The organism is Nocardia sp. NPDC005366 (assembly GCF_040606855.1).
Taxonomy (GTDB): Bacteria; Actinomycetota; Actinomycetes; order Mycobacteriales; family Mycobacteriaceae; genus Nocardia.
In genome coordinates, this window is record NZ_JBEXFQ010000003.1 from 72,468 (window position 1) to 95,525 (window position 23,058).

Sequence of the window (23,058 nt, forward strand, 5' to 3'; positions counted from 1 at the left end):
TCAACCGCGTCGGCCGACAGCCGTCAGATCGATATCGATCTCGAACGGCACGCTGATCTTCAGGCGGTCGTGAAAAATGCCCACCGGCACATACCGATTCGTCGCGGGATCGAGTTCGTAGACGTAGACCACAACCCGGTCGGCTTCGCCACGCTCGACCCGCCAGTAGTGCGGGATTCCGGCCTTGGCGTACTTCAGGGGCTTGGTTTCACGGTCGCGTTCTTCGGAACCGGGCGATACCGCCTCCACAGCCAGGACGAGATCCTCGGCAAAGTAGTACGTCGACGGTTCCCTTCGGTCGAGCGCTTCCGCGGTCACCACCATGACATCCGGCTCGGGCATCTGACGTTTGCCGAGCCTGACAGCCATTTCTCGGTCCGCTCGCAGGTGCTGGGGTGCCTGTAGGTCCAGTTCGCGGCGAAGAAGTGACAGTACCTGCCGGTGCCACTTCTCCTGTGGAATCACGAAGACCAGACCCCCGTCGATCAACTCGGTGTGCTTCGGAAGACCGGACAGCTCCAAGAAATCGTCGACGGTGAATCCGCCCACCGGCGGAATCACCCAGTCGGGTAACGGCTGAACGGTCATTTCCCCAGCGTAGCGCTCTCGGTACGGGTGACGACGGAAATGGAACGACCCCCGAGCCGTACCCGTGCGGGTGGAACCTGCACGAATCCCGGTCGGACTGGACCGGGGGCTCGGGGGCCGGGTGGCTGCTTTGGATTCGCGAGCGCTCGCCCGGTGGAATCCACCTGCAGCGGTGGCGCTAGCGGACAGCCACCTCACGCGTCCGTTGGATAACCATTCTTCGAACCACCTCCTTCCTTGTGTACAGACGAAGTTAGTGAAGACGTCGGTGGGTGTGCAACGGATTATTCGGCGAGCGGAACTCGGGGGCAGGGCCCGACGGTGACCGCGCCGGATGCGTCGACGCGAACCACCACGTCGGCGCGGTGATCGGCGGGCAGTTGGTGGGTGACCACCACGACGGTGCGGTCGGGGTCGACCAGCCCGCTCGACGCGTCGAGGAGATCGCGCAGGAGACGGGCGCCCGGTTCGGCTTCGAGATGTTCGGTGGGTTCGTCCAGGAGCAGGACCCTGGCCGGGGAGATGAGGGCGCGGGCCAGCAGGATGCGGCGGCGTTGACCGCCGGAGACCGCTGCCGCGCCACCGACGAGGTCGGTATGGATACCGTCGGGCAGGGAGTCCAGCCAGTCGCCGAGTCCGACCGCGCGCAGGGCCTTCTCGGCTTCGGGTTCGGCCAGATCGCCGCGGGCGACCCGCAGATTCTCCAGCACCGTTGTGCCGAAGAGGTGGGCATCCTCGGCGAAGAAGGTGGTTCCGGGGCGGGGGGTGTCGAACAGCCCGGCCCAGGACATGAGCAGCGTCGTCTTACCCGCGCCACTCGGCCCGATCACGGCGATTCGTCGTTCGTCGGGGCGGGCGGGAAAGCGGTGCGGCGATGTGCCGGTATCGGTCGTCCGCGTCCGATCGACCGCGGGACGCTGGCCGGTGTGGTCGTCGAGTCGGGTCAGGCGGTGCAGGGCGGCCCGGGCGGTGGTGAGGGTCTGAGCGGCGGCGGGAAGGGGGGCGACGGCTTCGAAGGCGGATAACGGGAGCAGGACGAGGATCGTGAGGGCCATGGGAGTCATGGCGCCGGGAGCGCCGCCGCCGTAAACGGTGATGCCGATGATCAGGGCCGCGAGGACGCTCACGCCGATCGAGAAGGGGGTCGCGGCGGCGGCCGAGGCGCTATGGGATGCGGCGGAATCCTCGGCGGCGACCGCTCGGTGGCCCGCTGCCTCCGCGGCGGCGACGGTTTCGTCCAGTCGGCCCGCGACGCGCAGTTCGGCCGCGTGATCGAGCACTGTCATGGCGTGGGCGGTGAATTCGGCTCGGTCCGCGCGCACCGCGAGTTCGGCCGCGCGCGCGGCCCGCGCCGACAGCCAGGGTGCGATGATTCCGGTGAGCGCTAGGGCCGCTGCCAGAATCGCCGCCGCCGGGACGGAAATCGTGGCAAGTAGACCGACGGCAGCGAGCGACAGAATCAGTGCCACGGCGACCGGTACGAACACACGCAGTACCACCGCGCCCAAATCATCTATATCGCTGCCGATTCGGACCAGCAGATCGCCTCGGCGCATATGTGCGGCACTCTCGTCCAGGCTCGAGGCTGGACGCGTACCCGCCCGCGTTGACCCGCTCGCGACTTCGGATGGCCGCACTCGCGCGTGATTCGCCTGTGGGGCAACGACTTCCGCGACCGGGGCCGAACGGCTTCGAGTCCAGATATTCGACCGTGCGAGAGCACGATAGACGGTGGTGCGCGCGATCGTCATCGAGCGCAGTGCGACATCGTGAGTCGCCAACCTTTCGAGGTATCTCGCCAGACCACGCGAGATCCCCAGTGCCCGCACCGCGACCACCGCGACACTCAAATCCAGTACCGGCGGCATCTCCCACGCCCGCGCGATCAACCACGCCGACAGCGCGGCCAATCCCAGCGCACTGCCGAGTGCGGCCACACCCCAGATGATCGCCACCAGAATCCGCCACGGCGACAACGCGAGCAATGCCCACATCCGGCCCAGATCGCCACGTAATGACTCCCGGCCGCCGCTGTCGCCGACAACTGGCACTCGGAACTCGGCACGGTCCGGCGCCGCCGGGGAAAACGCTCGCCCATCGATCCGGGTCATGAGCCGACCGCCATACCGACATCACTGCCGGTGGCTTGCACGTGGACGACGTGATCCGCGGCGGCGAGGACGGTGGGGCGGTGACCGACGACAACGACCGTCGCGCCCGCGGCCGCCCGTTCGCGCAGGGCGGTGAGGACAGTCAGCTCCGTCTCGGGGTCGAGGTGGGCGGTGGGTTCGTCGAGCAGGAGCACGGCGCGGTCGGCGGCCAGCACGCGGGTCAGTGCGAGACGTTGGCGTTGGCCGAGCGATAGGCCGACGCCCCCGGCACCGACGACGGTATCCCATCGGTGCGGCAATTCGTCGAGGACCGCGTCGAATCCGGTGGCGACGCACGTGGATTCGATATCATCGAGAACACGCGCCGCGCCATTGGCCGAAGTGTCGGTGGTGCGAGCGCCGAAGAGTTCCAGATTGGCGCGCAGGGTGCCGGGAACGAGTACCGGGCGTTGCGGCAGCCACGCGACCCGCGACCACCAGGTGTCGGGATCCAGATCGCCGACGTCGACCCCGTCGACGGTGACGCGGCCGCGATCGGGTGCGATCAGGCCCAGGATCGCCTGGAGCGCAGTGGATTTCCCGCTGCCGTTCGGACCGGCGAGTACCGTGACCGCGCCGGGCCGCAGCACCGCGGACAGGTCGGCGGGCGCGGATCCGAGGCGGGCGCCGACCGAGAGGTCGCGGATCTCGATGAGCGGGGCCGAGGTGCGGGCCCTGGCGTCCGACGCGATCCCCTCGGCGAGGGGATCGCCGGCGACAGTCGATATTCCAGTTCGCGTTGGTGACGCCGACCGGGGCTCCAAGACCGCGAATGCCCGATCCGCCGCCGCCATCCCGTCCTGTGCCGCATGGAACCGCTCCCCGACCGTGCGCAACGGCAGGTAGACCTCCGGGGCGAGGATGAGCGCGACGAGTCCCGCGTAGAGACTCATCCCCCCGTACACCAGTCGCAGGCCGATGGAGACGGCGATCAGCGCGACGCTCAGGGTGGCGAGCATCTCCAGCACCATGGAGGACAGGAACGCGATGCGTAACGCGCGCATGGTGCGTTGGCGCAGCGAGTCGCCCAGAGCCTGGACTCGGTGTTCCATGGTGCGCCCGGAGCCGACATTCTCGGCGTCCGACGCCGGGTTTCCCGCGTTCGGAGGTCGAGATCGTCTGTCCAGGCCGGGTCCGCTCTCGCGACCGAGCGCCCGCAATGTCGGCATCCCAGCGAACAGGTCGAGCAACTGGTCCGACAGCCTTGTCGTCGCGGCCAGGGTGGCTTCGGCGCGGCCCTGGGTGAGGTATCCGATGAGGATCATGAAGATCGGGATCAGCGGCAGCGTCACCACGGCGATCGCACCGGAGATCGGGTCGTGCACGGCGATGACGATCAGCACGATCGGGGGAACCAGGCAGGCCAGCAGCAGGGCGGGAAGGTATCCGGTGAGATAGGCGCGCAACCCGCTCAGCCCGGTGCTCACGACTACCGCGAGTTCGGTTCGGCGAGTGTCGAGTTCACGCGGCGGGAGTTCGGCGCCTGCGGCCAGGACCGCGGTTTCCAGTTCCGTCACCACCGTCGCCCCCGCCCGGTGCGCCGACCGCGACTGGATCCAGGTGGCGAGCGCCCGCAGGGCGATAGCCGCCGCGAGTACCGTCAGTTCCACCGTCCACCCGCCGAGCGCACGCCGCCCGGGATCGGTGACGACTCCGGCGAGCACCCGCGCCAGCGTGACCGCGGTGACCACGATGCAGATCGTAATCACCACCGAAAGCCCCACGCTCAGCGCCAGATACGGGCGCGCCGAGCGGGCGTACTTCCACAGGCGGGGGTCGACGGGTGGACGCGCCATGCCGGATCAGTCCCCGGCCGGACCCATCGGCAGGCCGACGGGAGCGGGAATCTGTTCGACGGTGATGCGTTTGCGGAACACCCAGTAGGTCCAGCCCTGGTAGGCCAGAACGACGGGGGTGACGATGACCGCCGCCCAGCTCATCACCTTCAGGGTGTAGGGCGTGGAGGAGGCGTTGTCGACGGTGAGGCTGAACGCGTCGCTGATGGTGGAGGGCAGCACATTCGGGAACAGCGAACCGAACAGCAGGACGGTAGCCGCGGCGATGGTGACGGTCGTGCCGGTGAACGCCCAGCCGTCGCGTCCGGCGAAAACCGAGATCCCGACCGTGACGAGCCCGATGACGGCCGCCACCAATGGAATCCACGTCCAGCCGGTACCGTAGGCCAGTTGGGTCCAGATGCCGAAGGCGGCGACGACCACCGCGGTCGGGACCAGCAGCACGCGCGCGATGCGCACCGAATCGGCGCGCACCTCGCCGCCGGTCTTGAGGTTGATGAAGATCGCACCGTGCAACGCGAACAGCAATCCGGTGGTCAGGGCGCCGAGCAGGGCATAGGGCCCGAACAGGTCCCAGACCGATCCGCCGATATTCTTGTCCGCTTCCAGCGGCACCCCGTGCACGACATTGCCGAAGACCCAGCCCCACGCCAACGCCGGCACCCAGGAACCGATTCCGATTCCGGCGTCGCACCAGCCGCGCCAGCGCGGGTCATCGATCTTGCTGCGGTATTCGATGGCGCAGATCCGCACGATCAGGGCGACGAGTACGAGCAGCAATGCCAGGTAGAGACCGGAGAACAAACTCGCGTACCACTCGGGGAAGGCCGCGAACATCGCACCGCCCGCGGTCAGCAACCAGACTTCGTTGCCGTCCCATACCGGTCCGATGGTGTTGAGCACCACGCGCCTTCGGGTATCGCTTTTTCTGCCGAGGATCGGCATCAGCATGCCGACGCCGAAATCGAAACCCTCGAGGACGAAGTAACCGGTGAACAGCACGCCGATCAGCAGGAACCAGAACTCTTGCAAATTCATCATCGACTCCTAGGACGATGGCAGGGCGGGGTCGGCATCAGTAGGCGAACGAAAGCTGTTCGACGGCAGGTTCTTCCGCGCTGCTGCCCGGAGTGTCATCGGAACCGTCGGGGCCGCCGCGCGGGGCGGTGATCGGCGGTTCCTCTGGCCCGACGATCACGTACCGGCGCATGAGGTAGAACCACACCACCGCGAGCGCGCCGTAGAGCAGCGTGAAAACCACCAGCGAGGCGATGACCGTGCCCGACGCGTGATCGGAGACACCGTCCTGCACCATCAGCCGCAGGTTCGGGTCGCCGGTCGGATTCGGGACGACCACCCAGGGCTGACGTCCCATCTCGGTGAACACCCAGCCCGCGCTGTTGGCCAGGAACGGGGTCGGTATGGCGATCAGGCACAGCCACGAGTACCAGCGCTTATCGGTGATCCGGCCGCCCCTGGTCAGCCACATGCCGACGAGCCACAGCAGGATCGCGCCCGCCGAGAGTCCGATCATGGCGCGGAACGACCAGTAGGTGACGAACAGATTCGGCCGATAGTCTCCCGGACCGAATTTCTCGGCATAGGCCTGCTGCAGATCCTGGACGCCCTCGAGGGTGACGTCGCTGAATCTTCCTTCGGCGAGGTAGGGCAGCACGTAGGGGACTTCGATCACATGGGTGACGCTGTCGCAGTTGTTGTGCGTACCCACCGTCAGCACCGAGAAATCCGGATCCGTCGCGGTGTGGCACAGAGATTCCGCCGAGGCCATCTTCATCGGCTGCTGTTCGAACATCAGCTTGCCCTGGATATCGCCGGTGAAGAACAGCGCGACGCCGGATATCACGATCACCCACATGCCCGCGCGACCGCCCGAACGCCACATCGTGCGCGCCTCGGCCAGTCTCACTTCGTCCCCGCTGCGGGCGTTGCGCACCATCCACCACCCGGCGATACCAACGACGAAGGTGCCCGCGGTGAGGAACGCACCGGCGACGACGTGCGGGAAGGCGGCCAGGGTCGTGTTGTTGGTGAGGACTTCCCAGATGCTGGTCAGTTCGGCTCGCCCGCGCTCCGGGTTGTATCGCGCGCCGACCGGATGCTGCATGAACGAATTGGCGGCGACGATGAAATAGGCCGAGGCGTTCACCCCGATCGCGACCAGCCAGATCGTGGCCAGGTGCAGCAGTTTCGGCAGCCGGGACCAGCCGAATATCCACAGTCCGAGGAAGGTGGATTCGAGGAAGAAGGCGACCAGCGCCTCCAGGGCCAGCGGTGCGCCGAAGACATCGCCGACGAATCGGGAGTATTCGCTCCAGTTCATCCCGAACTGGAATTCCTGCACGATGCCGGTCGCGACGCCGAGCGCGAAGTTGATCAGGAACAGCTTGCCGAAGAACTTGGTCAGCCGGTACCAGTGGTCTTTGCCGGTGACGACCCACGCGGTCTGCATGCCCGCGACCAGCGGCGCGAGTCCGATGGTGAGCGGGACGAAAATGAAGTGGTAGACGGTGGTGATACCGAATTGCCAGCGCGAGAGGTCGAGGACGCTCATGCCCGAGCCCCGCTGTCGGACGGGTTGGGCACAGGTACCGGACGCGGACACACCCTGCGCAGATTGCGTTCGCTCATACGACCCTCCAGGCGAGCTACGACATGACGTAGTAAGCATAGGCCGCAGGACAGCAGGGGCAACGTGCTTCAACTCACGACGCGCCACCCATTAGCCGTGTCGTCGCCCACATCGCGCGCAAGCCCCGTTTCCCGTGCGGACCGGGGCCGACCCGCACCGCGCGTTCACCAGTCGCCGATGGCCCCCGCGCGCTCGACACCCCGGTCGACCAGTTCGATGATCTCGTCGGCGTTATCCGGCGCCATCATGCGCAGACCGTCGAGCGAATTGACCCGCGCCGCGAGCGTGATACTCGACATCAGCCAAATGCTGTCGCACGTGAGCAGATCGGCGGTGAACAACTGGCTGTACTTGCACTCCCAGCCCGCCTTCTCCGCTTCGACGTACAGCGCGCGCTGGGTGACTCCTGGCAGCACGCCGTTCTTCGCGGGCGGGGTGAGCAACGTCTTGTCTCGCGCGATCACCACCGTGGAGCGCGGACCTTCCAGCACCCGGTTCTCGGTACTGGTGAAGATCACGTCGTCTGCGCCCATCCGATGCGCGAAACGCAGCGCGGCCATATTCGTCGCGTAGGACAGGGTTTTCGCGCCGAGCAGCTGCCACGGCGCGGCCTGCGCCAGATCGATCGAAATTCCCCGCGACAGACTCACCACCTTCACGCCCTCGGTCCTGGCCTGCTCCACCCGTTCCGGCACCGGCAGCACCAGCACATAGGACGTGGGGACGGGCACCGCGGCGGCGAGATCGCCAGAGGTGACGCTGGACCGCCCGCCCGAGAATTCGGTATCGCGGCCACGGGTCAGCACCAGCCGCATCATGCCCTCGCGGTCGGAGCCCCACTCCTTGGCAGCGGTCTCCACCGCCTCGCGCCAACGGCTCGTTTCGGGTTCCGGTAGGTCGAGCGCCTGCGCCGAACGCCGCAATCTTCCTAGGTGGAATTCGATCGCGCAGGCGGTACCGCCGCGCACAAGCACCGTCTCGAAGACGCCATCGCCGCGCAGCACCCCGATGTCGTCGGCAAACAGTAACGGCGCGTCCGCATCTCGGACCACGCCGTCGAGTGTTACAAGAACCCGATCTACCATGCGTCGAGCGTAGGCTAGTGAGCCTGCCCACGTCTTCAGGCGGGACACAGTCCCTGCGTTATTCGCGTCGACAGGGGCCATCGGGGGCGGTATACCGATCGGCGGGTATCGACGAGTCACCGTCTTCCGCGAAATCATCGGGCGGCGTGGCGGATACGACCGAGATATGAGATTCGTCGTTTCGACACGCGCGATATCGGGATGTCTCCGTGCGCGGCGCTCGCGCCGCCGAGCTCGCCCGCGTGGGAGGGGGTTCTCAGCGGACGCGCGCGCGGACGCCTACAGTGGTCGATGTGTCGGTGGATGTCGTGCCCAGCCCCATCCTGTCCGTCTCGGGTGCTGTCCCGGGTGCGCCCGGTTCCCCCGATGAGGCGGTCGCCTGGCATTACGGTGATCCGTTCGGGGAACAGAAGGCCGCCGCGGAGCGGGTCGCGATCGTGGATCGGTCGCATCGCTTCGTCCTGAGCATCACCGGCGCCGAGCGGCTCAGCTGGTTGCACACGATCACCAGTCAGCACATCGCGAATCTCGGCGATCGGCGATCGGCGGAGAATCTCGACCTCGATCTCAACGGCCGGGTGCTGCACCATTTCGTGCTCACCGATCTGGATGCCACGGTGTGGATCGACACCGAGGCCGATCGCGGGCCCGAACTGCTGGCCTTCCTGAGCAGAATGGTCTTCTGGGCCGATGCCCAACCGCGCGAGGCGGGCGATCACGCGGTACTGACGCTGCTCGGCCCCCGGGTGACCGCGTTGACCGAAACGCTGGGCCTGAGCGAGTTGCCCGGCGTCTACGAGGCCGCGCCACTCGAAGGCGGCGGCTTCCTGCGCCGCATGCCGTGGCCGAGCGCCGACTCCTTCGATCTGGTCGTCCCCCGTGCGCGACTGGCGGACTGGTGGTCCCGGCTGACCGAAGCGGGCGCCGAACCCGCGGGCATGTGGGCCTTCGAGGCACTGCGCGTCGCGGCGGTACGGCCGAGGATCGGCCTGGACACCGACGAACGCACCATCCCGCACGAAGCGCGCTGGATCGGCGGCGTCACCGAATTCGGCGCGGTCCACCTGGACAAGGGCTGCTACCGCGGACAGGAGACCGTGGCCCGCGTACACAATCTGGGGAAGCCGCCGCGCCACCTCGTACTCCTGCATCTGGACGGTTCGGCCGACGAGCGCCCGGCACCGGGGGACGATGTCACCGCAGGCGGCAGGACGGTCGGCCGTCTCGGCACCGTCGTCGACCACTACGAACTCGGCCCGATCGCGCTGGCCCTGGTCAAACGCAGCATTCCCGCCGACACCCCGCTCACCGCCGGCACCGCTGCCGCGGCGATCGATCCCGATTCGGTGCCCGACGACGACACCCCGCAGGCGGGCAGACTCGCCATCGACCGGCTACGCGGACGATGAACCCCCGATGCGCCGCGGTGGAATATCCGCGACGGTCGACTACTCCCCGCTCGACTACTTCCCGCTCGACGACGAGCACTCCCGCCCAGCCATCGTGCGACGAGAGGGACCGAGCCGATGCCATCCGATGACTCACCCCGCGTACTCGCGGTGTGCACCGTCCACGCCGAACTCGAGGTACCGACGCGCGTCGGCAGGACCGCCATCGACAAGCGGCCACGACAGGGCCGGGTCGCGGTCGGCCGACTCGGGATCGAAGGCGATCACGTCTGCGACACCGAATACCACGGCGGCGTCCACCAGGCGGTATACGCCTACGCCGAACAGGACGCGCGCCGCTGGGGTGAGGAACTCGGACGCGAGTTGCCCGCAGGCTGGTTCGGCGAGAATCTACGCATCGGCGGCCTCGCGGTCAGCGACGCGGTATTCGGCGCGCGCTGGGCGATCGGCGACGCCCTGTTCGAGGTGAGCGCCCCCCGGGTGCCGTGCGCCACCTTCGGACACTGGTCCGGCGAGCGACACTGGGTCAAACGGTTCGCTCTACGCGGCGATACCGGGGCCTACCTGCGGGTATTGCGGCAGGGATCGATCGGCGCCGGCGATCGGGTCGTGGTGGTGCACACCCCGGCACACGGTGTCACCGTCCGCGACCTGTTCACCGGCGCGGATATGGATCTGCTCGCGATCCTGTCCGCCGAGGAGCCGACGATCTCCGACGACGTGCGGATGCAGATCGAGCGCCACGCTCGCCGTCACGCGAATGCCGGACGCGCCGAGCGACAGCGCGCCGGGCAGCTGACGACGGGAGCGAACTGATGGGCGTCGAACTCGTCGAAGTGGTCCGCTCCGGATTCCGGGAGTGCGTGCACAGCGGCTCGGTGGTCATCCTCGACGCGGACGGCGAGCCGACGCACGCGCTCGGTGAGGTGCACGTGCCGATCTTCCCCCGTTCGACCAATAAGCCGATGCAGGCGGTCACCCTGCTGCGCAACGGCTTCGATCCCGTCGACGACGCGGAGCTGGCGATCGCGACGGCATCGCATTTCGGCGAAGCCGACCACATCGCCCTGGTACGGCGACTGCTCGATCGGTTCGGATTCGACGAGACGGCCCTGGAATGTCCGCCGGACTATCCGTTCGAGGAGCGGGCCCGCGCCGAGGCCCTGGCAGGCGCGCCGCGCTCGATCTTCATGAACTGCTCGGGCAAACATGCCGCCATGCTCGCCACCTGCGCGATCAACGGCTGGCCGACCAGGGGCTACCTCGAACAGAAGCACCCGCTCCAGCAGGCGGTGATCGCGACCGTCATCGAGCTGACCGGTGAACCCGAGACCGATCTCGGCATCGACGGCTGCGGACTTCCGATCATCCCGGTCTCGCTGGTGAATCTGGCCCGCGCCTTCTCGAATATGGCCACCGCCGCCCCGGAATCGGCGCAACGCCGGGTCGCCGAAGCGATTCGGGCCAATCCGCGAGTGATTTCGGGCACGGACGGACCGGATCTGCTGGCCATGCGGGCGACACCCGGACTGTTCTGCAAGATCGGCGCCGACGGCGTGCACGCCGGTGCGCTCCCGGACGGCCGGGCCTTCGCGTACAAGATCGATGACGGACACGACCGTGCGCGAATGCCCCTGACGCTGGCGATTCTGCATCGCATGGGCATCGACTGGACCGACGATCATGCCGCGTTGGCAGCTCCCGCGGTACTCGGCGGCGGGGCGAGGGTCGGGGTGATCCGGGCCATCCCGGGCGTCATCGAATAGCACTTCCGACGGCGACAGCCGGGCAAACGGCGTCCGTTCCGGAGTTCTTCCCCCACTCCTGGAAGCGCGACCGCCGGACACACGCTAAAGTGTCTGTCAGGAAGAGTATTAATTCGAACGGGGCCGCCAACACACCCCAGGCCGCCCCGCAGTGACGCGAGGGGGTCAGCCATGGGCCGTGGCCGGGCTAAGGCAAAGCAGACCAAGGTCGCACGCGAGCTGAAGTACAGCTCAGCGCCGACCGACTTCGCGAGCCTTCAGCGCGAGCTTTCAGGCAGCCCCAACTCCCAGTTGAGTCGTGGTGTGCTGTCCGATAAGCACGATGCTGACGCGTCCTCATCCCGGTGGGATGAGGACGACGACTACGACGACTGGCGCCGCTGACTCGGATTCACGTCTGAAGGGGGAGGCCGACGGGCCTCCCCCTTCAGACGTTGACACCGTTTTCGCGGACATCGTCCGAGAGGCTTGCCGTACGACATCGGTGTCCCGCATCCAAGGTGCGGGACACCGATGGTGATATTGCCGTCTCCATTGGGGGACAACGGATTCTGGCCGATCCGAGCAAAGAAGAACCCCGTGGGCAGCACCCACGGGGTTCTTTTCGCGTTCTCGGCTCAGAAGCGCGGGTGCTCGCCGACCAGGACCGCGCGCGGGGCGTCGGCGTCCTTGGCCTTCTTCACCGTGCCGAGGGTCCAGCATTCGATATGCCGCGCGGTCAGCACCGCGAGGGCGCGATCGACATCCTCGGGGGCGACGACGGCGACCATGCCGACGCCCATATTGAAGGTCTTCTCCATCTCGATCCGGTCCACCCGGCCGCGCTGGGCGATCATCTTGAAGACCGGGGCTGGGCTCCAGGTGCCGCGATCCAGTTCGGCGACCATCCCGGCGGGCAGCACCCTGGCCAGGTTGGCCGCCAGTCCGCCGCCGGTGACGTGGGCGAAGGTGCGCACATCGGTCTCGGCGATCAGGGCGAGGCAATCCTTGGCGTAGATCCTGGTCGGCTCGAGCAGTTCCTCACCGAGGGTGCGGCCGAATTCCTCCACGTGCCCGAGCAGCGACATACGGTCGATATCGAGCAGCACCTTGCGCGCCAGGCTGTAGCCGTTGGAGTGCAGACCCGAGGAGCCCATGGCGATGACGACGTCACCGGGGCGCACCCGGTCCGGTCCGAGTACCGAATCGGCCTCGACCACGCCGATACCGGTCGCGGACAGATCGTAATCGTCGGGATCCATCAGGCCGGGGTGTTCGGCGGTCTCGCCGCCGAGCAGCGCGCAACCGGCCTTGATACAACCATCGGCGATTCCGGAGACCAGTTCGGCGACCTTCTCCGGGACGACCTTGCCGATGGCGATGTAGTCCTGCAGGAACAGCGGTTCGGCGCCGCAGACCACCAGATCGTCGACGACCATGGCGACCAGATCGAGCCCGACCGTGTCGTGCTTGTCCATCGCCTGCGCCACCGCGATCTTGGTGCCGACACCGTCGGTGGATGCGGCGAGCAGCGGCTCGCGGTAACCACCCTTGAGCGCGAACAGTCCGGCGAATCCGCCAAGTCCGCCCTGCACCTCGGGACGGCTGGCCTTCTTCGCCAATGGTCCGAACAACTCGACTGCGCGGTCACCGGCCTCGATGTCCACGCCTGCCGCGGCGTAGGAGGCGCCGCTTGGTGTCTGTTCAGTCATTTTCGGGGAAAGCTCCAAACCGAATCGGCGGATAGATGCCTGCTCACGCTACCGGAGTCGGATAACGACTCCCTCGCCTCCCCGCGGCTGGCGATCGTGTATGAGAGCCACGCCACGGAGTGCGTGACCAGGAAATCATTGTGCCAGTTCGGCGCCGAACATGATGGCAGTCCGGGAACGCGGCCTACGGACGACTCAGCGCGCTCGCGTTCGCGTTCTCGCCCAGCAGCATCGCTTCGGACTGTCCGGCGAGTACGCCTTCGAGCACGTTCTTCCCGATGGCCGCCTCGGCGGGCAGCGGGATCGGATAGTCGCCGTCGAAACACGCGCAGCACAGGCGCGAACGCGGCTGTTCGGTCGCGGCGATCATGCCGTCGGTGGAGATATAGCCGAGGGTGTCGGCGCCGATCGAGCGGCGCACACCTTCGATCATGTCCTCGTAACTGTCGTGCGCGCCCGCACCGTTGGCGATCAGCTCGGCGCGCGAGGCGAAGTCGATGCCGTAGAAGCACGGCCACTTGACCGGCGGCGAGGCGATGCGCACGTGGATTTCCAGCGCGCCCGACTCGCGCAGCATCCGGATCAGCGCGCGCTGGGTATTGCCGCGCACGATGGAATCGTCCACGACGATGAGCCGCTTGCCGCGGATCACCTCGCGCAACGGATTCAGCTTCAGCCTGATGCCGAGCTGGCGGATGGTCTGGCTCGGCTGGATGAAGGTGCGCCCGACGTAGGCGTTCTTCATCAGGCCCTGCCCGTACGGCACGCCGGACCCCTGCGCGTAGCCGACGGCGGCCGGGGTGCCGGATTCCGGAACCGGGATCACCAGGTCGGCGTCCACCGGATGTTCCTTGGCCAAGCGGCGGCCGATCTCGACACGGGTTGAATGCACCGAACGGCCGGAGATCGTGGTGTCGGGCCTGGCCAGGTAGACGTATTCGAAAACGCAGCCCTTGGGCTCGGGGTTGGCGAAGCGCATCGATCGGACGCCGTCGGCGTCGATCGCCAGGAGTTCGCCCGGTTCGATTTCGCGCACGAAGGCCGCGCCGACGATATCCAGGGCGGCGGTTTCGCTGGCAACGACCCAGCCACGCTCCAACCGGCCCAGGCAGAGCGGGCGGACACCGTGGGGATCGCGTGCGGCGTAGAGGGTGTGCTCATCCATGAAGGTCAGGCAGAAGGCGCCCCTCAGCGTCGGCAGCAGCTCCATGGCGGCCTGTTCGATGCTGGAATCCGCCGAGGCGTGCGCGAGCAGCGCGGTCACCACGTCGGAATCGGAGGTGGCCCCGACCGGCTGCGTACGACCGGCCGACACCGCTTTCCCGGTGAGTCCGAGTTCCCGCGCACGACCGGCCAATTCGGCGGTATTCACGAGATTTCCGTTATGTCCAAGGGCAAGCCCGGAACCGACGGCGGTGGTGCGGAAGATCGGCTGGGCATTTTCCCAGGTCACTCCACCGGTGGTGGAGTAGCGGCAGTGGCCGACGGCGATATGGCCCGGCATGGCGGCCAGTGTCTGCTCGTCGAAAACCTGGCTCACCAGGCCGAGATCCTTGAAGACGAGAATCTGCGAACCGTCGGAGACGGCGATGCCAGCCGCCTCCTGTCCACGGTGTTGCAGCGCGTAGAGACCGTAATACGTGAGCTTGGCCACATCCTCGCTCGGCGCCCACACTCCGAAGACGCCACACTCTTCACGTGGCTCGTTCTCATCGACGTCCGGGCTTGCGGATATCGCGGTGGTGGACGTTAGAGACTCGCTGTCGACCGGCATGTCGGCGTTGGTCACCGTTTGCTCCCTGTTCGGGCGGGCTGGGGGCATTGCTCATTCTACGGGTGAAAGTGAATCGGCGATGACCACCACCGACTTCGGGCAGCAATCGTCCGGCGAAGCTGCCCGAATCCGGTCCCCTCAGCTGTTACCGTCCGAGACCGTGACCACTACCGGGAGCGGGAGCGACGCGGGGGAAGACAACGCGAGGCCGAGGCCGCGTTTCCGGCTCAGGATGGTGGGAGCTCCCCTCCTCGTGCTGACCCTGCTGACCACGCTGCTCGGCATCATGTACCTGGCCTATGTCGTCGACCCGGAAGGCAACCTGCACGACTTCCCCATCGCGCTCGTGAACCAGGATGTCGGCGAAACCCTCGGCGCTCCGGGTCAGCAGCAGCGCGTCGATTTCGGCAGCCAAGTGGCCGACGGGATCGCGCGGGCCGTCCCTTCGGACGAGATCGATCTGCGGGTGCTCGGCATCAACGAAGCCGAACAGCAGATGCAGTCCGGCAAGGTGTACGGCGCGATCATCATTCCGAGCGATTTCTCCAAGCGACTCGGCATCCTCGGCGTCGGGAGCGTCATCCCCGCCGATATCGAGCGCCCGATCATCACCCTGCAGACCAATCCGCGAACCGGGGCCTTCACCACCTCGATCGTCAACCGGATCGGCGCGAAGGTCTTTCCTCAGGTGAACGAGCAGGTCGGCAAGCAGTTGACCGAACAGATACAGGCCCAGCTGCGACCCCCGCCCGGTGGCGGATCCGCCACGGAACTGACCGGCGCGACCCTGCTGACCCTGCGGAGTCCGCTGCAACTGGTCGTCGACGAGTTCCGCCCGCTGCCCAGCGGCACCGGCGAGGGCCTGACGGCCTTCTTCTACGCGCTGCTGTTACTCCTGGCCGGCGTGATCGGCTCGATGACCATCCACACCATGGTCGACGCGGCCCTCGGCTTCGTGCCGACCGAATACGGCCCCTGGTTCGTGCACTACCCGCCGACACCGATCTCGCGGTTCACCACCCTGTTCGTCAAATGGGGCGTGATGGTGCTGGTGGCGAATATCGTCTCGGGGATCTACATGCTCATCGCCCACCTGCTCGGCATGCCGATCGAGAATCCGCTGGCGCTGTTCCTCTACGGCGCGTTCGCCATCCTCGCGGTGGGTATCACCGGGCTGTCGATACTCGCCGCGATCGGGTCGGCGGGTCTGCTGGTGAACCTGATCCTGTTCATCATTCTCGGCCTGCCCTCCTCCGGCGGCACGGTCCCGATCGAGGCGACGCCGAAGTATTTCGGGTGGCTGGCCACTTTCGAACCGATGCACCAGGTATTCCTCGGCATCCGCTCGATCTTCTATTTCAACGCCGATTTCGACTCCGGACTCGGCCGCGCGGTCTGGATGACCGGACTCGGACTGGCCGTCGGCCTGGTTCTCGGCGCGACGATCTCCCGCTACTACGATCACAAGGGTCTGCTGCGCGGCTCCACCGCGCACGCCTGACTCGCGCAGCCGGACCGGCCCGCCGCCGGTTCAGAACCCAGGAGAGTGTTGTGAATTCGTGGATCGAGCGCGCGCGGCAGCTGTCGGACGAAGTCTTCGCGCCGCATGCCGACGCGGTCGACGCCACCGGCGAAATCCCCGCAGGACATTTCGACCTGCTCGCGGCCAACGGGTTCTACGGCGTCACTCTCTCCGACGATCTCGACATCACCACCTTCACCGAGGTGGGTGAGATCCTGGTGGCCGCCTGCCTGGCCACGACCTTCGTGTGGGCGCAGCATCTCGGCGCCGCCCGCCGGATCGCCACCTCGCCGAATCACGGTCTCAGAGACAGGCTCACCGAGGATCTGCGCCGCGGCAGGGTGCGATGCGGGGTGAGTTACGCGGGCGCCGACGATCGGGCGGACCTGGTGGCCCGCCGAGTGGACGGCGGCTACGTGCTTGAGGGCGTCGCGCCGTTCGTGACCGGCTGGGGCATCGTGGACGTGCTCGGGATCATGGCGCGCGACGACGAAGATCCGCACGCGCTGATCAGCGTGCTGGTACCGGCCCAGGAAAGCCCCGCCCTCGTCGCGACGCCGTTGACCCTGGCCGCGGCCGACGCGAGTCGCACGGCGACCCTGCGTTTCGACGGCCTGTTCGTGCCGGATTCCGATGTCGACAACCGGATCTCGCTGCGCGGCTTCCACGCGTCCTCGATCCTCGCGGTCTGGCGCAACGGTTCGATGGCGCTCGGCCTGGTGCGCCGCTGCCGTGCCGAATTGGACCGCCTCGGCATCGACACCACCGCACTGGCGCGCGAATCCGCAACCATCCGTACCGAACTCGATGACGCGCTGAGCGGGCAGGCCGATATCGCGCTCGCCCGCGCCCGTGCCTCCGAACTCGCCGTGCGCGCGGCATCCGGGCTGGTCACCGCCGTGGGCAGTGCCGCGACACAGCGCGGCGGCCTCGCCGATCGCACGGTCCGCGAGGCGGCCTTCACCCTGGTCTTCGGATCTCGTCCACCGATTCGCACCGCCCTGCTCGACCGGCTCGTCGGACCGGGCGCGACGCACTGACACCTCCGCAGCACCGGCGCGATCCTGCCATGCTTGCGATCACGCTGCGCTGAACGCTTCGCGCGGGCCGAATCGCTGCGTACCGTGATCTCGCGGCGGTGGTGAAGAGGTGGCGGCGATGGTCGACAGGAGCGCGGGAGCGATATTTCCGGCAGTGCCCGGATCGGGGCAGGCGCCGCCCGGTGTGATCGCCCTCCGGGTCGGACTCTCCCCTCCCGCGGATGTCGGCCGGACTCGATCACGGTGGCGCGGGACGGTTCAGCGCACGGCGAGAACCGCGATCCTCACGCCCGAGCGGGTGCTCGCGCGCGACGGGGGCGGCGGCACTATCGAGGCGCCGGTCGAACTGTCCGCCTGAGGCGATCGCGTCCGCCGGAATTCCCGCGCGTTCGCCGCACCCGCTCGCCTCGCCCCGGCAACTGTGTGAAAGGAACCGAAATATGTCAGGTCAGAACGGCAGACAACTCCATCTCAACGCCTTCCTGATGACGGTCGGCCATCACGAAGCGGCCTGGCGGTTGCCCGAGAGCGATCCGCACGCCCACGTCGATATCGACTACTTCGTGGAATTGGCGCGCACCGCCGAACGCGGCAAACTCGATTCGATCTTCTTCGCCGATTCTCCTTCGCTGATGGGCGATCCCGGGCGCAGGCCGGGAGGCAAACTCGAACCGACGGTCATCCTGACCGCGGTCGCCGTGCAGACCAGCCGGATCGGTCTGATCGCTACCGCGTCCACCAGCTACAACGATCCGTACAACCTGGCGCGCCGATTCGCCTCGGTGGACTGGGTGAGCAATGGGCGCGCGGGCTGGAATATCGTCACCACCGCCGGAGCGGACGCGGCGCGCAATTTCGGCCTCGACGAAACCCCCGAGCACAAGCAGCGTTACGAGAAGGCCGCCGAATTCGTCGAGGTATCCACCAAACTGTGGGACAGCTGGGCCGACGACGCGGTGATCGCCGACAAGGCGCTCGGTATTCACGCCAATGCCGAGAAGGTCCGCAAGATCGGCCATCACGGGGAATTCTTCAAGGTCGAAGGCCCGCTGAACGTGCCGCGCTCGCCGCAGGGATATCCGCTGCTCGTGCAGGCCGGATCCTCCGAGAACGGAAAGGATTTCGCCGCCCGCTACGCCGAAGCCGTTTTCACCGCGCAGCAGACGCTGGAGGACGCCTCGGCGTTCTACACCGACCTGAAGGAGCGAGCCCGGTCGCTCGGCAGAGATCCCGACACCATCAAGATTCTGCCCGGTATCGTGCCCGTCATCGGCGATACCGAGCAGGAGGCCCGCGCGTTGGACGATGAACTGGCGCGGCTGATTTCGCCGGAGTTCGCGCACCGCCAGCTGGCCGAACGTTTCGATCTCCCGCTGGAGGCACTCGATCTCGACAGCGAACTCCCCGCCGATCTGCCCTCCGAGGACGAGATCGAAGGGGCGAAGAGCCGCTTCACCCTGATCGTGAATCTGGCCAGACGCGAACGACTGACCGTGCGTCAACTGATCGCGCGACTCGGCGGAGGACGTGGGCACCGCACCTTCGCGGGCACACCGGTCCAGGTCGCCGACACCATCGAGGACTGGTTCCGGCAGGGCGCGGCGGACGGATTCAACATCATGCCCGCGGTACTGCCATCGGGGCTGGAACGTTTCGTGGACCAGGTAGTGCCGATCCTGCAGGAGCGCGGCCTGTTCCGCACCGAGTACACCGAGACCACACTGCGCGGCCACTACGGTCTGGACCGGCCGGTCAACCAGTTCGACGCGGCGGGCACGCTCGTGACCGCCCGATGAGCGACGCCGAAGCGATCGCTTCGACCGGGCGCGAAACCGGCTGGCTCCGTTACCTCGCACGCCGCTGCCTGGCGCATCCTCGCCTGGTGGCGGCGGCGGTGGCCGGTGCGCTCGGCGCGGCACTGCTCACCGCGGCACTGCCTCTCATCGTCCGGCACGTGGTCGACACCCTGACGACGACCGCGGCCTCGGTGCTGCCGTGGTCGCTGCTGCTGCTCTGTATCGGGCTGGTGCGCTTCGGCGCATCATTCATCCGGCGCGTGAGTTCCTCGCAACTCTCGCTCGGTGTCCAGCACGACCTGCGCCGCGACGTGTTCGCGGCGTTGCTGCGTCTGGACGGGCGCGCACAAGCGGAACTGCGCACCGGACAGGTGGTCAGCCGCGCCATCACCGACGTGACGCTGATCCAGATGTTCCTGCAGTTAATTCCGATCGTCTTCGGCAATGTCGCGCTGCTCATCGCCGCGCTGGTGTTGATGGCGGTGATGTCACCGCCGCTCACCGTGATCGCCCTGCTGGTAGTGCCCGCGCTGTGGACCATCACCAGACGCAGTCAGCGCGAACTCTTCCCGGCCAACTGGGATACCCAGGCCGAAGCCGCCGAAGTCGCCATGCGCGTGGAGGCGGCGGTGGCAGGCGTGCGAGTCGTGAAAGGGTTCGGCCAGGAACAGCACGAACTCGCCGGGCTGACCGCCGCCGCGCGCGACCTGTACCGATCCCGGATGCGCGTCACCCGGATCACCAGCCGATTCACCCCGGCCATGCAGGCCGTGCCCGCGGCGGGTCAGGCGCTGATCCTCGTCGCCGGCGGGCTGCTCGCGCTGAGTCAGTCGGTATCGCTGGGCACCTTCCTGGCCTTCATGACCTATCTCGGCACCTTCGTCAGCCCGATCAGGCAGTTCTCCATGCTGCTGAGCGTGAGCCAGCAGGGCCGGGCCTCGCTCGACCGGGTGCGGGAGGTGATCGAGGCTCCCGCGCCGCCGCGGGAACCGGTGCGAGCGACCGAACCGAATACCGCGCCGCCTGCCATCGAATTCCGCGGTGTGCGTTTCGCCTTCGGCACCACCACGGTTCTCGACGGAGTGGATCTGTCGATCGAATCCGGCAGCACCGTCGCGCTCGCCGGTGGCGCGGGCAGCGGTAAATCCACACTGGTGCACCTGGTGCCACGCCTGTTCGTCCCGGACGAGGGCGCGGTGCTGTTCGACGGAACCGATATCAGGGCGCTGCCCGATGTGCGTGCCCGCGTGGCGATGGTGTTCGAGGACACCCATCTGATGGCCGACAGCGTGCGAGCCAACGTCGCCTACGGCGTGCCCGAGGCCGACGACGACCGGGTCTGGCACGCCCTGTATCTCGCCGCCGCCGACGATTTCGTCCGCGGTCTCCCCGACGGACTCGATACCAGGATCGGGGAACGCGGCCAGCGACTGTCCGGCGGACAACGGCAGCGCATCGCGCTGGCGCGCGCGCTGATCACCGACGCGCCCGTCCTCGTCCTCGACGACGCCACCTCGGCCATCGACGCCAGGATCGAGGAGCAGATCTTCGCCAGGATCGCCGCCGAAGTGCGCCGCCGCACGACAATCGTCGTCGCACATCGCATCTCGACGCTCGCACTGGCCGACCGGGTCGCGGTACTCGACGGCGGTCGCATCGCCGAATCCGGCACCCTCGAACAACTACGCGGCTCGGGTGAACTCTTCCACGCGCTGTTCACCCCGCCGGAGGTGGCCGGAATCGGCGTCGACCGCGACAGCGCCGCCGGACAACCGACGGCCGTGCTGTGGGTGGAACCCACCCAATCCGACGACGATTCGGCGACCCGCGCGCTGGAACAGGCCGCGACGGCCTTCGCCCAGCGCGCCGCGGGCGCGCCCACCGGCCTCGGCCGTGCGGGCGCGGGCGGCGGCATGATGGCCGCCGCGCCGCCAAGCGGCGATGTGCAGAAACTCATCGACCGGCTGCCGCCACTGCGCGGCGAGCCCGAGGTCCCCGAAACCTTCTCGCACACACCGGATCCGGAGTTCTCGCTGGCGCGATTGCTGCGCCCGTTCCGCTGGCCGCTGCTGGCCGGGCTCGGACTCGTCGCCTTGGACGCGTTGGCCCAGATCCTGATTCCCTTCCTCGTCCGCTACGGCATCGACCACGGTGTCCTCGTCGGCGCCCGCGAGGTCCTGATCACCGCCGCCGCGCTGGCCCTGCTCGTGACCGCGGTGGACTGGTTGCTCACTATCGCTCAGGTGCGGGTGGCCGGACGTGCGAGTGAACGGTTGCTGTTCGGGCTGCGGGTCAAAACCTTCGCGCATCTGCAGCGGCTCGGCCTGCGCTACTACGAGCGTGAGCTCGGCGGCCGGATCATGACCAGGATGACGACCGACGTCGACGGACTGTCCGCCTTCCTGCAGACCGGTCTGGCGACCGCGCTCACCAGCTCCCTCACCATCGGCGGTGTCGTCGTCGCGCTGCTCGTGGTCGATGTCGACCTCGCGCCTGTTGTCCTCGTGATGCTGCCGCTGCTCGCGGTGGCGACAGTGCTCTTCCGCCGCGCCTCGATCCCGGCCTACAACCTGGCGCGCGAACGCGTCAGCGCGGTCAACGCCTACCTGCAGGAGAACGTCGACAACATCGAGGTGACGCAGGCCTATCGGCGCGAGGACCGCAACCAGACCGAATTCGAGCGGCGCTCCTGGGCCTACCGCACCGCGCGGCTGCGCAGCCAGGTGCTGATGGCGGTGTTCTTCCCGCTCATCGAACTGATGTCGGTCTGCGCCACCGCGGCGGTACTGGCCGTCGGCGTGCACCAGGTCCGCGACGAGATGATCACCGTCGGCACCCTGATCGCCTTCCTGCTCTACATCGACCTGCTGTTCGCGCCGATCCAGCAGCTGTCGCAGGTTTTCGACAGTTATCAACAGGCCGTGGTCGGCGTCGACCGGCTCGGCGAACTGTTCCGCACCGAGGAGACGACACCGGACGATCCGCAGGCGCTCGCCGTCACCGAACTCGACGGCGAGATCGAGTTGCGCGGTGTGGGTTTCGCCTACGAGCCGGGGTCCGCGCGGGTGCTCACCGGCGTCGACCTGCGTATTCCGGCCGGGCAGACCGTCGCGTTGGTCGGCGAGACGGGAGCGGGCAAATCCACCCTCGTCAAACTGATCGCGCGCTTCTACGACCCGACCGAGGGCTCGGTACTCGTGGACGGAGTGGATCTGCGCCGCTACCGATTGCGCGATTTCCGCAAGCGGCTCGGCGTCGTCCCGCAGGAGCCCTTCCTGTTCGGCGATACCGTGCGCGCCGCCATCGCCTACGGCAAGCCCGACGCGACCCCCGCCGAGATCGAATGGGCCGCACGGGCGGTCGGCGCACACGAGATGATCGCGGCACTCGAACACGGGTACTACCAGCCCATCGGCGAACACGGGCGCAGTCTGTCGGCCGGGCAGCGTCAGCTGCTCGCGCTCGCGCGCGCCCAGCTGGTCGAACCCGACATCCTGATCCTGGACGAGGCCACCGCCTCCCTCGATCTGGCGACCGAGGCGAAGGTGCGCGCCGCCGTCGACGTGCTCACCGCGGGTCGCACCACCATCGTGGTCGCGCACCGATTGGCCACCGCGGCCGGCGCAGACCTCGTCGCCGTGGTCGGCGCGGGCGGATTGCTCCAGGTCGGGACGCACGGCGAACTCCTGGCCGTGGCGGGGCCCTACCGGGATCTCTGGGCGGCCTACGTCGGGGACGAACCCGAGCCGGTCACGCCGGTGCGTGAAGCCCAGAACGCGACCTGAGCCGGC

Annotated in this window: 17 protein-coding genes; 9 read left to right on the forward strand and 8 right to left on the reverse strand. The window is 67.6% G+C overall.

Annotation, left to right across the window (positions count from 1 at the left end; translation table 11 throughout):
- The 6 genes from ABZS43_RS04715 to ABZS43_RS04740 form a co-directional block, all read right to left on the reverse strand.
- Complete coding sequence (locus tag ABZS43_RS04715; RefSeq protein WP_355034450.1) at positions 1-588, reverse strand: Uma2 family endonuclease; 588 nt, start codon at positions 586-588, stop codon at positions 1-3.
- A 284-nt stretch (positions 589-872) separates the two neighbouring features.
- Positions 873-2,582 carry a thiol reductant ABC exporter subunit CydC gene (gene cydC, locus ABZS43_RS04720; protein WP_355034691.1) on the reverse strand — a complete coding sequence of 570 codons (1,710 nt, stop codon included), beginning with the start codon at positions 2,580-2,582 and terminating at the stop codon, positions 873-875.
- Between the two features lie 113 nt (positions 2,583-2,695).
- Positions 2,696-4,534 carry an ATP-binding cassette domain-containing protein gene (locus ABZS43_RS04725; protein WP_355034451.1) on the reverse strand — a complete coding sequence of 613 codons (1,839 nt, stop codon included), beginning with the start codon at positions 4,532-4,534 and terminating at the stop codon, positions 2,696-2,698.
- A gap of 6 nt (positions 4,535-4,540) precedes the next feature.
- Positions 4,541-5,572 carry a cytochrome d ubiquinol oxidase subunit II gene (gene cydB / locus ABZS43_RS04730; RefSeq protein ID WP_355034452.1) on the reverse strand — a complete coding sequence of 344 codons (1,032 nt, stop codon included), beginning with the start codon at positions 5,570-5,572 and terminating at the stop codon, positions 4,541-4,543.
- Positions 5,573-5,609: 37 nt separating this feature from the next.
- Positions 5,610-7,106 carry a cytochrome ubiquinol oxidase subunit I gene (locus ABZS43_RS04735; protein ID WP_355034453.1) on the reverse strand — a complete coding sequence of 499 codons (1,497 nt, stop codon included), beginning with the start codon at positions 7,104-7,106 and terminating at the stop codon, positions 5,610-5,612.
- Positions 7,107-7,348: 242 nt separating this feature from the next.
- On the reverse strand, positions 7,349-8,269 hold the full coding sequence (locus ABZS43_RS04740) for an aminodeoxychorismate lyase (RefSeq protein WP_355034454.1): 921 nt from the start codon (positions 8,267-8,269) through the stop codon (positions 7,349-7,351).
- Between the two features lie 284 nt (positions 8,270-8,553).
- On the opposite strand from ABZS43_RS04740, the gene ABZS43_RS04745 reads away from it, so the two are divergent.
- From ABZS43_RS04745 to ABZS43_RS04760, 4 genes are all read left to right on the forward strand, one after another.
- Positions 8,554-9,678, forward strand: coding sequence for a folate-binding protein (locus ABZS43_RS04745; protein ID WP_355034455.1), 1,125 nt, complete (start codon positions 8,554-8,556; stop codon positions 9,676-9,678).
- A gap of 117 nt (positions 9,679-9,795) precedes the next feature.
- Positions 9,796-10,494 carry an MOSC domain-containing protein gene (locus tag ABZS43_RS04750; RefSeq protein WP_355034456.1) on the forward strand — a complete coding sequence of 233 codons (699 nt, stop codon included), beginning with the start codon at positions 9,796-9,798 and terminating at the stop codon, positions 10,492-10,494.
- On the forward strand, positions 10,494-11,444 hold the full coding sequence (locus ABZS43_RS04755) for an asparaginase (protein WP_355034457.1): 951 nt from the start codon (positions 10,494-10,496) through the stop codon (positions 11,442-11,444). The genes ABZS43_RS04750 and ABZS43_RS04755 overlap by 1 nt, the downstream gene beginning before the upstream one ends.
- A gap of 171 nt (positions 11,445-11,615) precedes the next feature.
- Positions 11,616-11,828 carry a DUF3073 domain-containing protein gene (locus ABZS43_RS04760; protein WP_355034458.1) on the forward strand — a complete coding sequence of 71 codons (213 nt, stop codon included), beginning with the start codon at positions 11,616-11,618 and terminating at the stop codon, positions 11,826-11,828.
- A gap of 233 nt (positions 11,829-12,061) precedes the next feature.
- On the opposite strand, the gene purM is transcribed toward ABZS43_RS04760, so the two are convergent.
- Positions 12,062-13,135, reverse strand: a complete 1,074-nt coding sequence (gene purM, locus ABZS43_RS04765) for a phosphoribosylformylglycinamidine cyclo-ligase (protein WP_355034459.1) — start codon at positions 13,133-13,135, stop codon at positions 12,062-12,064.
- A gap of 184 nt (positions 13,136-13,319) precedes the next feature.
- Positions 13,320-14,924 (reverse strand): amidophosphoribosyltransferase, encoded by a 1,605-nt coding sequence (gene purF / locus ABZS43_RS04770; RefSeq protein ID WP_355034460.1) that lies wholly within the window; start codon positions 14,922-14,924, stop codon positions 13,320-13,322.
- Positions 14,925-15,141: 217 nt separating this feature from the next.
- Here purF and ABZS43_RS04775 point away from each other — a divergent pair, with 217 nt between their 5' ends.
- From ABZS43_RS04775 to ABZS43_RS04795, 5 genes are all read left to right on the forward strand, one after another.
- Positions 15,142-16,410 (forward strand): ABC transporter permease, encoded by a 1,269-nt coding sequence (locus tag ABZS43_RS04775; protein ID WP_355034461.1) that lies wholly within the window; start codon positions 15,142-15,144, stop codon positions 16,408-16,410.
- Between the two features lie 50 nt (positions 16,411-16,460).
- Positions 16,461-17,471, forward strand: a complete 1,011-nt coding sequence (locus tag ABZS43_RS04780; protein ID WP_355034462.1) for an acyl-CoA dehydrogenase family protein — start codon at positions 16,461-16,463, stop codon at positions 17,469-17,471.
- A 118-nt stretch (positions 17,472-17,589) separates the two neighbouring features.
- Positions 17,590-17,829: a hypothetical protein gene (locus ABZS43_RS04785; protein WP_355034463.1), complete on the forward strand. Its 240-nt coding sequence runs from the start codon at positions 17,590-17,592 to the stop codon at positions 17,827-17,829.
- Between the two features lie 82 nt (positions 17,830-17,911).
- Complete coding sequence (locus ABZS43_RS04790) at positions 17,912-19,267, forward strand: LLM class flavin-dependent oxidoreductase (RefSeq protein WP_355034464.1); 1,356 nt, start codon at positions 17,912-17,914, stop codon at positions 19,265-19,267.
- Entirely contained in the window at positions 19,264-23,052 is a 3,789-nt protein-coding gene (locus ABZS43_RS04795) for an ABC transporter ATP-binding protein (protein ID WP_355034465.1), read from the forward strand. Before ABZS43_RS04790 ends, ABZS43_RS04795 begins: the two co-directional genes overlap by 4 nt.
- Positions 23,053-23,058: the final 6 nt, after the last annotated feature.

Excerpts from the sequence above, each read along its gene's own strand:
- ABZS43_RS04740 (WP_355034454.1), bottom strand. The coding sequence starts at position 8,269 with ATGGTAGATCGGGTTCTTGTAACACTCGACGGCGTGGTCCGAGATGCG.
- cydB (WP_355034452.1), bottom strand. The coding sequence starts at position 5,572 with ATGAATTTGCAAGAGTTCTGGTTCCTGCTGATCGGCGTGCTGTTCACC.
- ABZS43_RS04760 (WP_355034458.1), top strand. The coding sequence starts at position 11,616 with ATGGGCCGTGGCCGGGCTAAGGCAAAGCAGACCAAGGTCGCACGCGAG.
- ABZS43_RS04715 (WP_355034450.1), bottom strand. The coding sequence starts at position 588 with ATGACCGTTCAGCCGTTACCCGACTGGGTGATTCCGCCGGTGGGCGGA.
- ABZS43_RS04750 (WP_355034456.1), top strand. The coding sequence starts at position 9,796 with ATGCCATCCGATGACTCACCCCGCGTACTCGCGGTGTGCACCGTCCAC.
- ABZS43_RS04725 (WP_355034451.1), bottom strand. The coding sequence starts at position 4,534 with ATGGCGCGTCCACCCGTCGACCCCCGCCTGTGGAAGTACGCCCGCTCG.
- ABZS43_RS04755 (WP_355034457.1), top strand. The coding sequence starts at position 10,494 with ATGGGCGTCGAACTCGTCGAAGTGGTCCGCTCCGGATTCCGGGAGTGC.
- ABZS43_RS04785 (WP_355034463.1), top strand. The coding sequence starts at position 17,590 with ATGGTCGACAGGAGCGCGGGAGCGATATTTCCGGCAGTGCCCGGATCG.
- ABZS43_RS04795 (WP_355034465.1), top strand. The coding sequence starts at position 19,264 with ATGAGCGACGCCGAAGCGATCGCTTCGACCGGGCGCGAAACCGGCTGG.
- ABZS43_RS04790 (WP_355034464.1), top strand. The coding sequence starts at position 17,912 with ATGTCAGGTCAGAACGGCAGACAACTCCATCTCAACGCCTTCCTGATG.
- ABZS43_RS04735 (WP_355034453.1), bottom strand. The coding sequence starts at position 7,106 with ATGAGCGTCCTCGACCTCTCGCGCTGGCAATTCGGTATCACCACCGTC.
- purM (WP_355034459.1), bottom strand. The coding sequence starts at position 13,135 with ATGACTGAACAGACACCAAGCGGCGCCTCCTACGCCGCGGCAGGCGTG.
- ABZS43_RS04775 (WP_355034461.1), top strand. The coding sequence starts at position 15,142 with ATGGTGGGAGCTCCCCTCCTCGTGCTGACCCTGCTGACCACGCTGCTC.
- cydC (WP_355034691.1), bottom strand. The coding sequence starts at position 2,582 with ATGTGGGCATTGCTCGCGTTGTCGCCGTGGCGGATTCTGGTGGCGATC.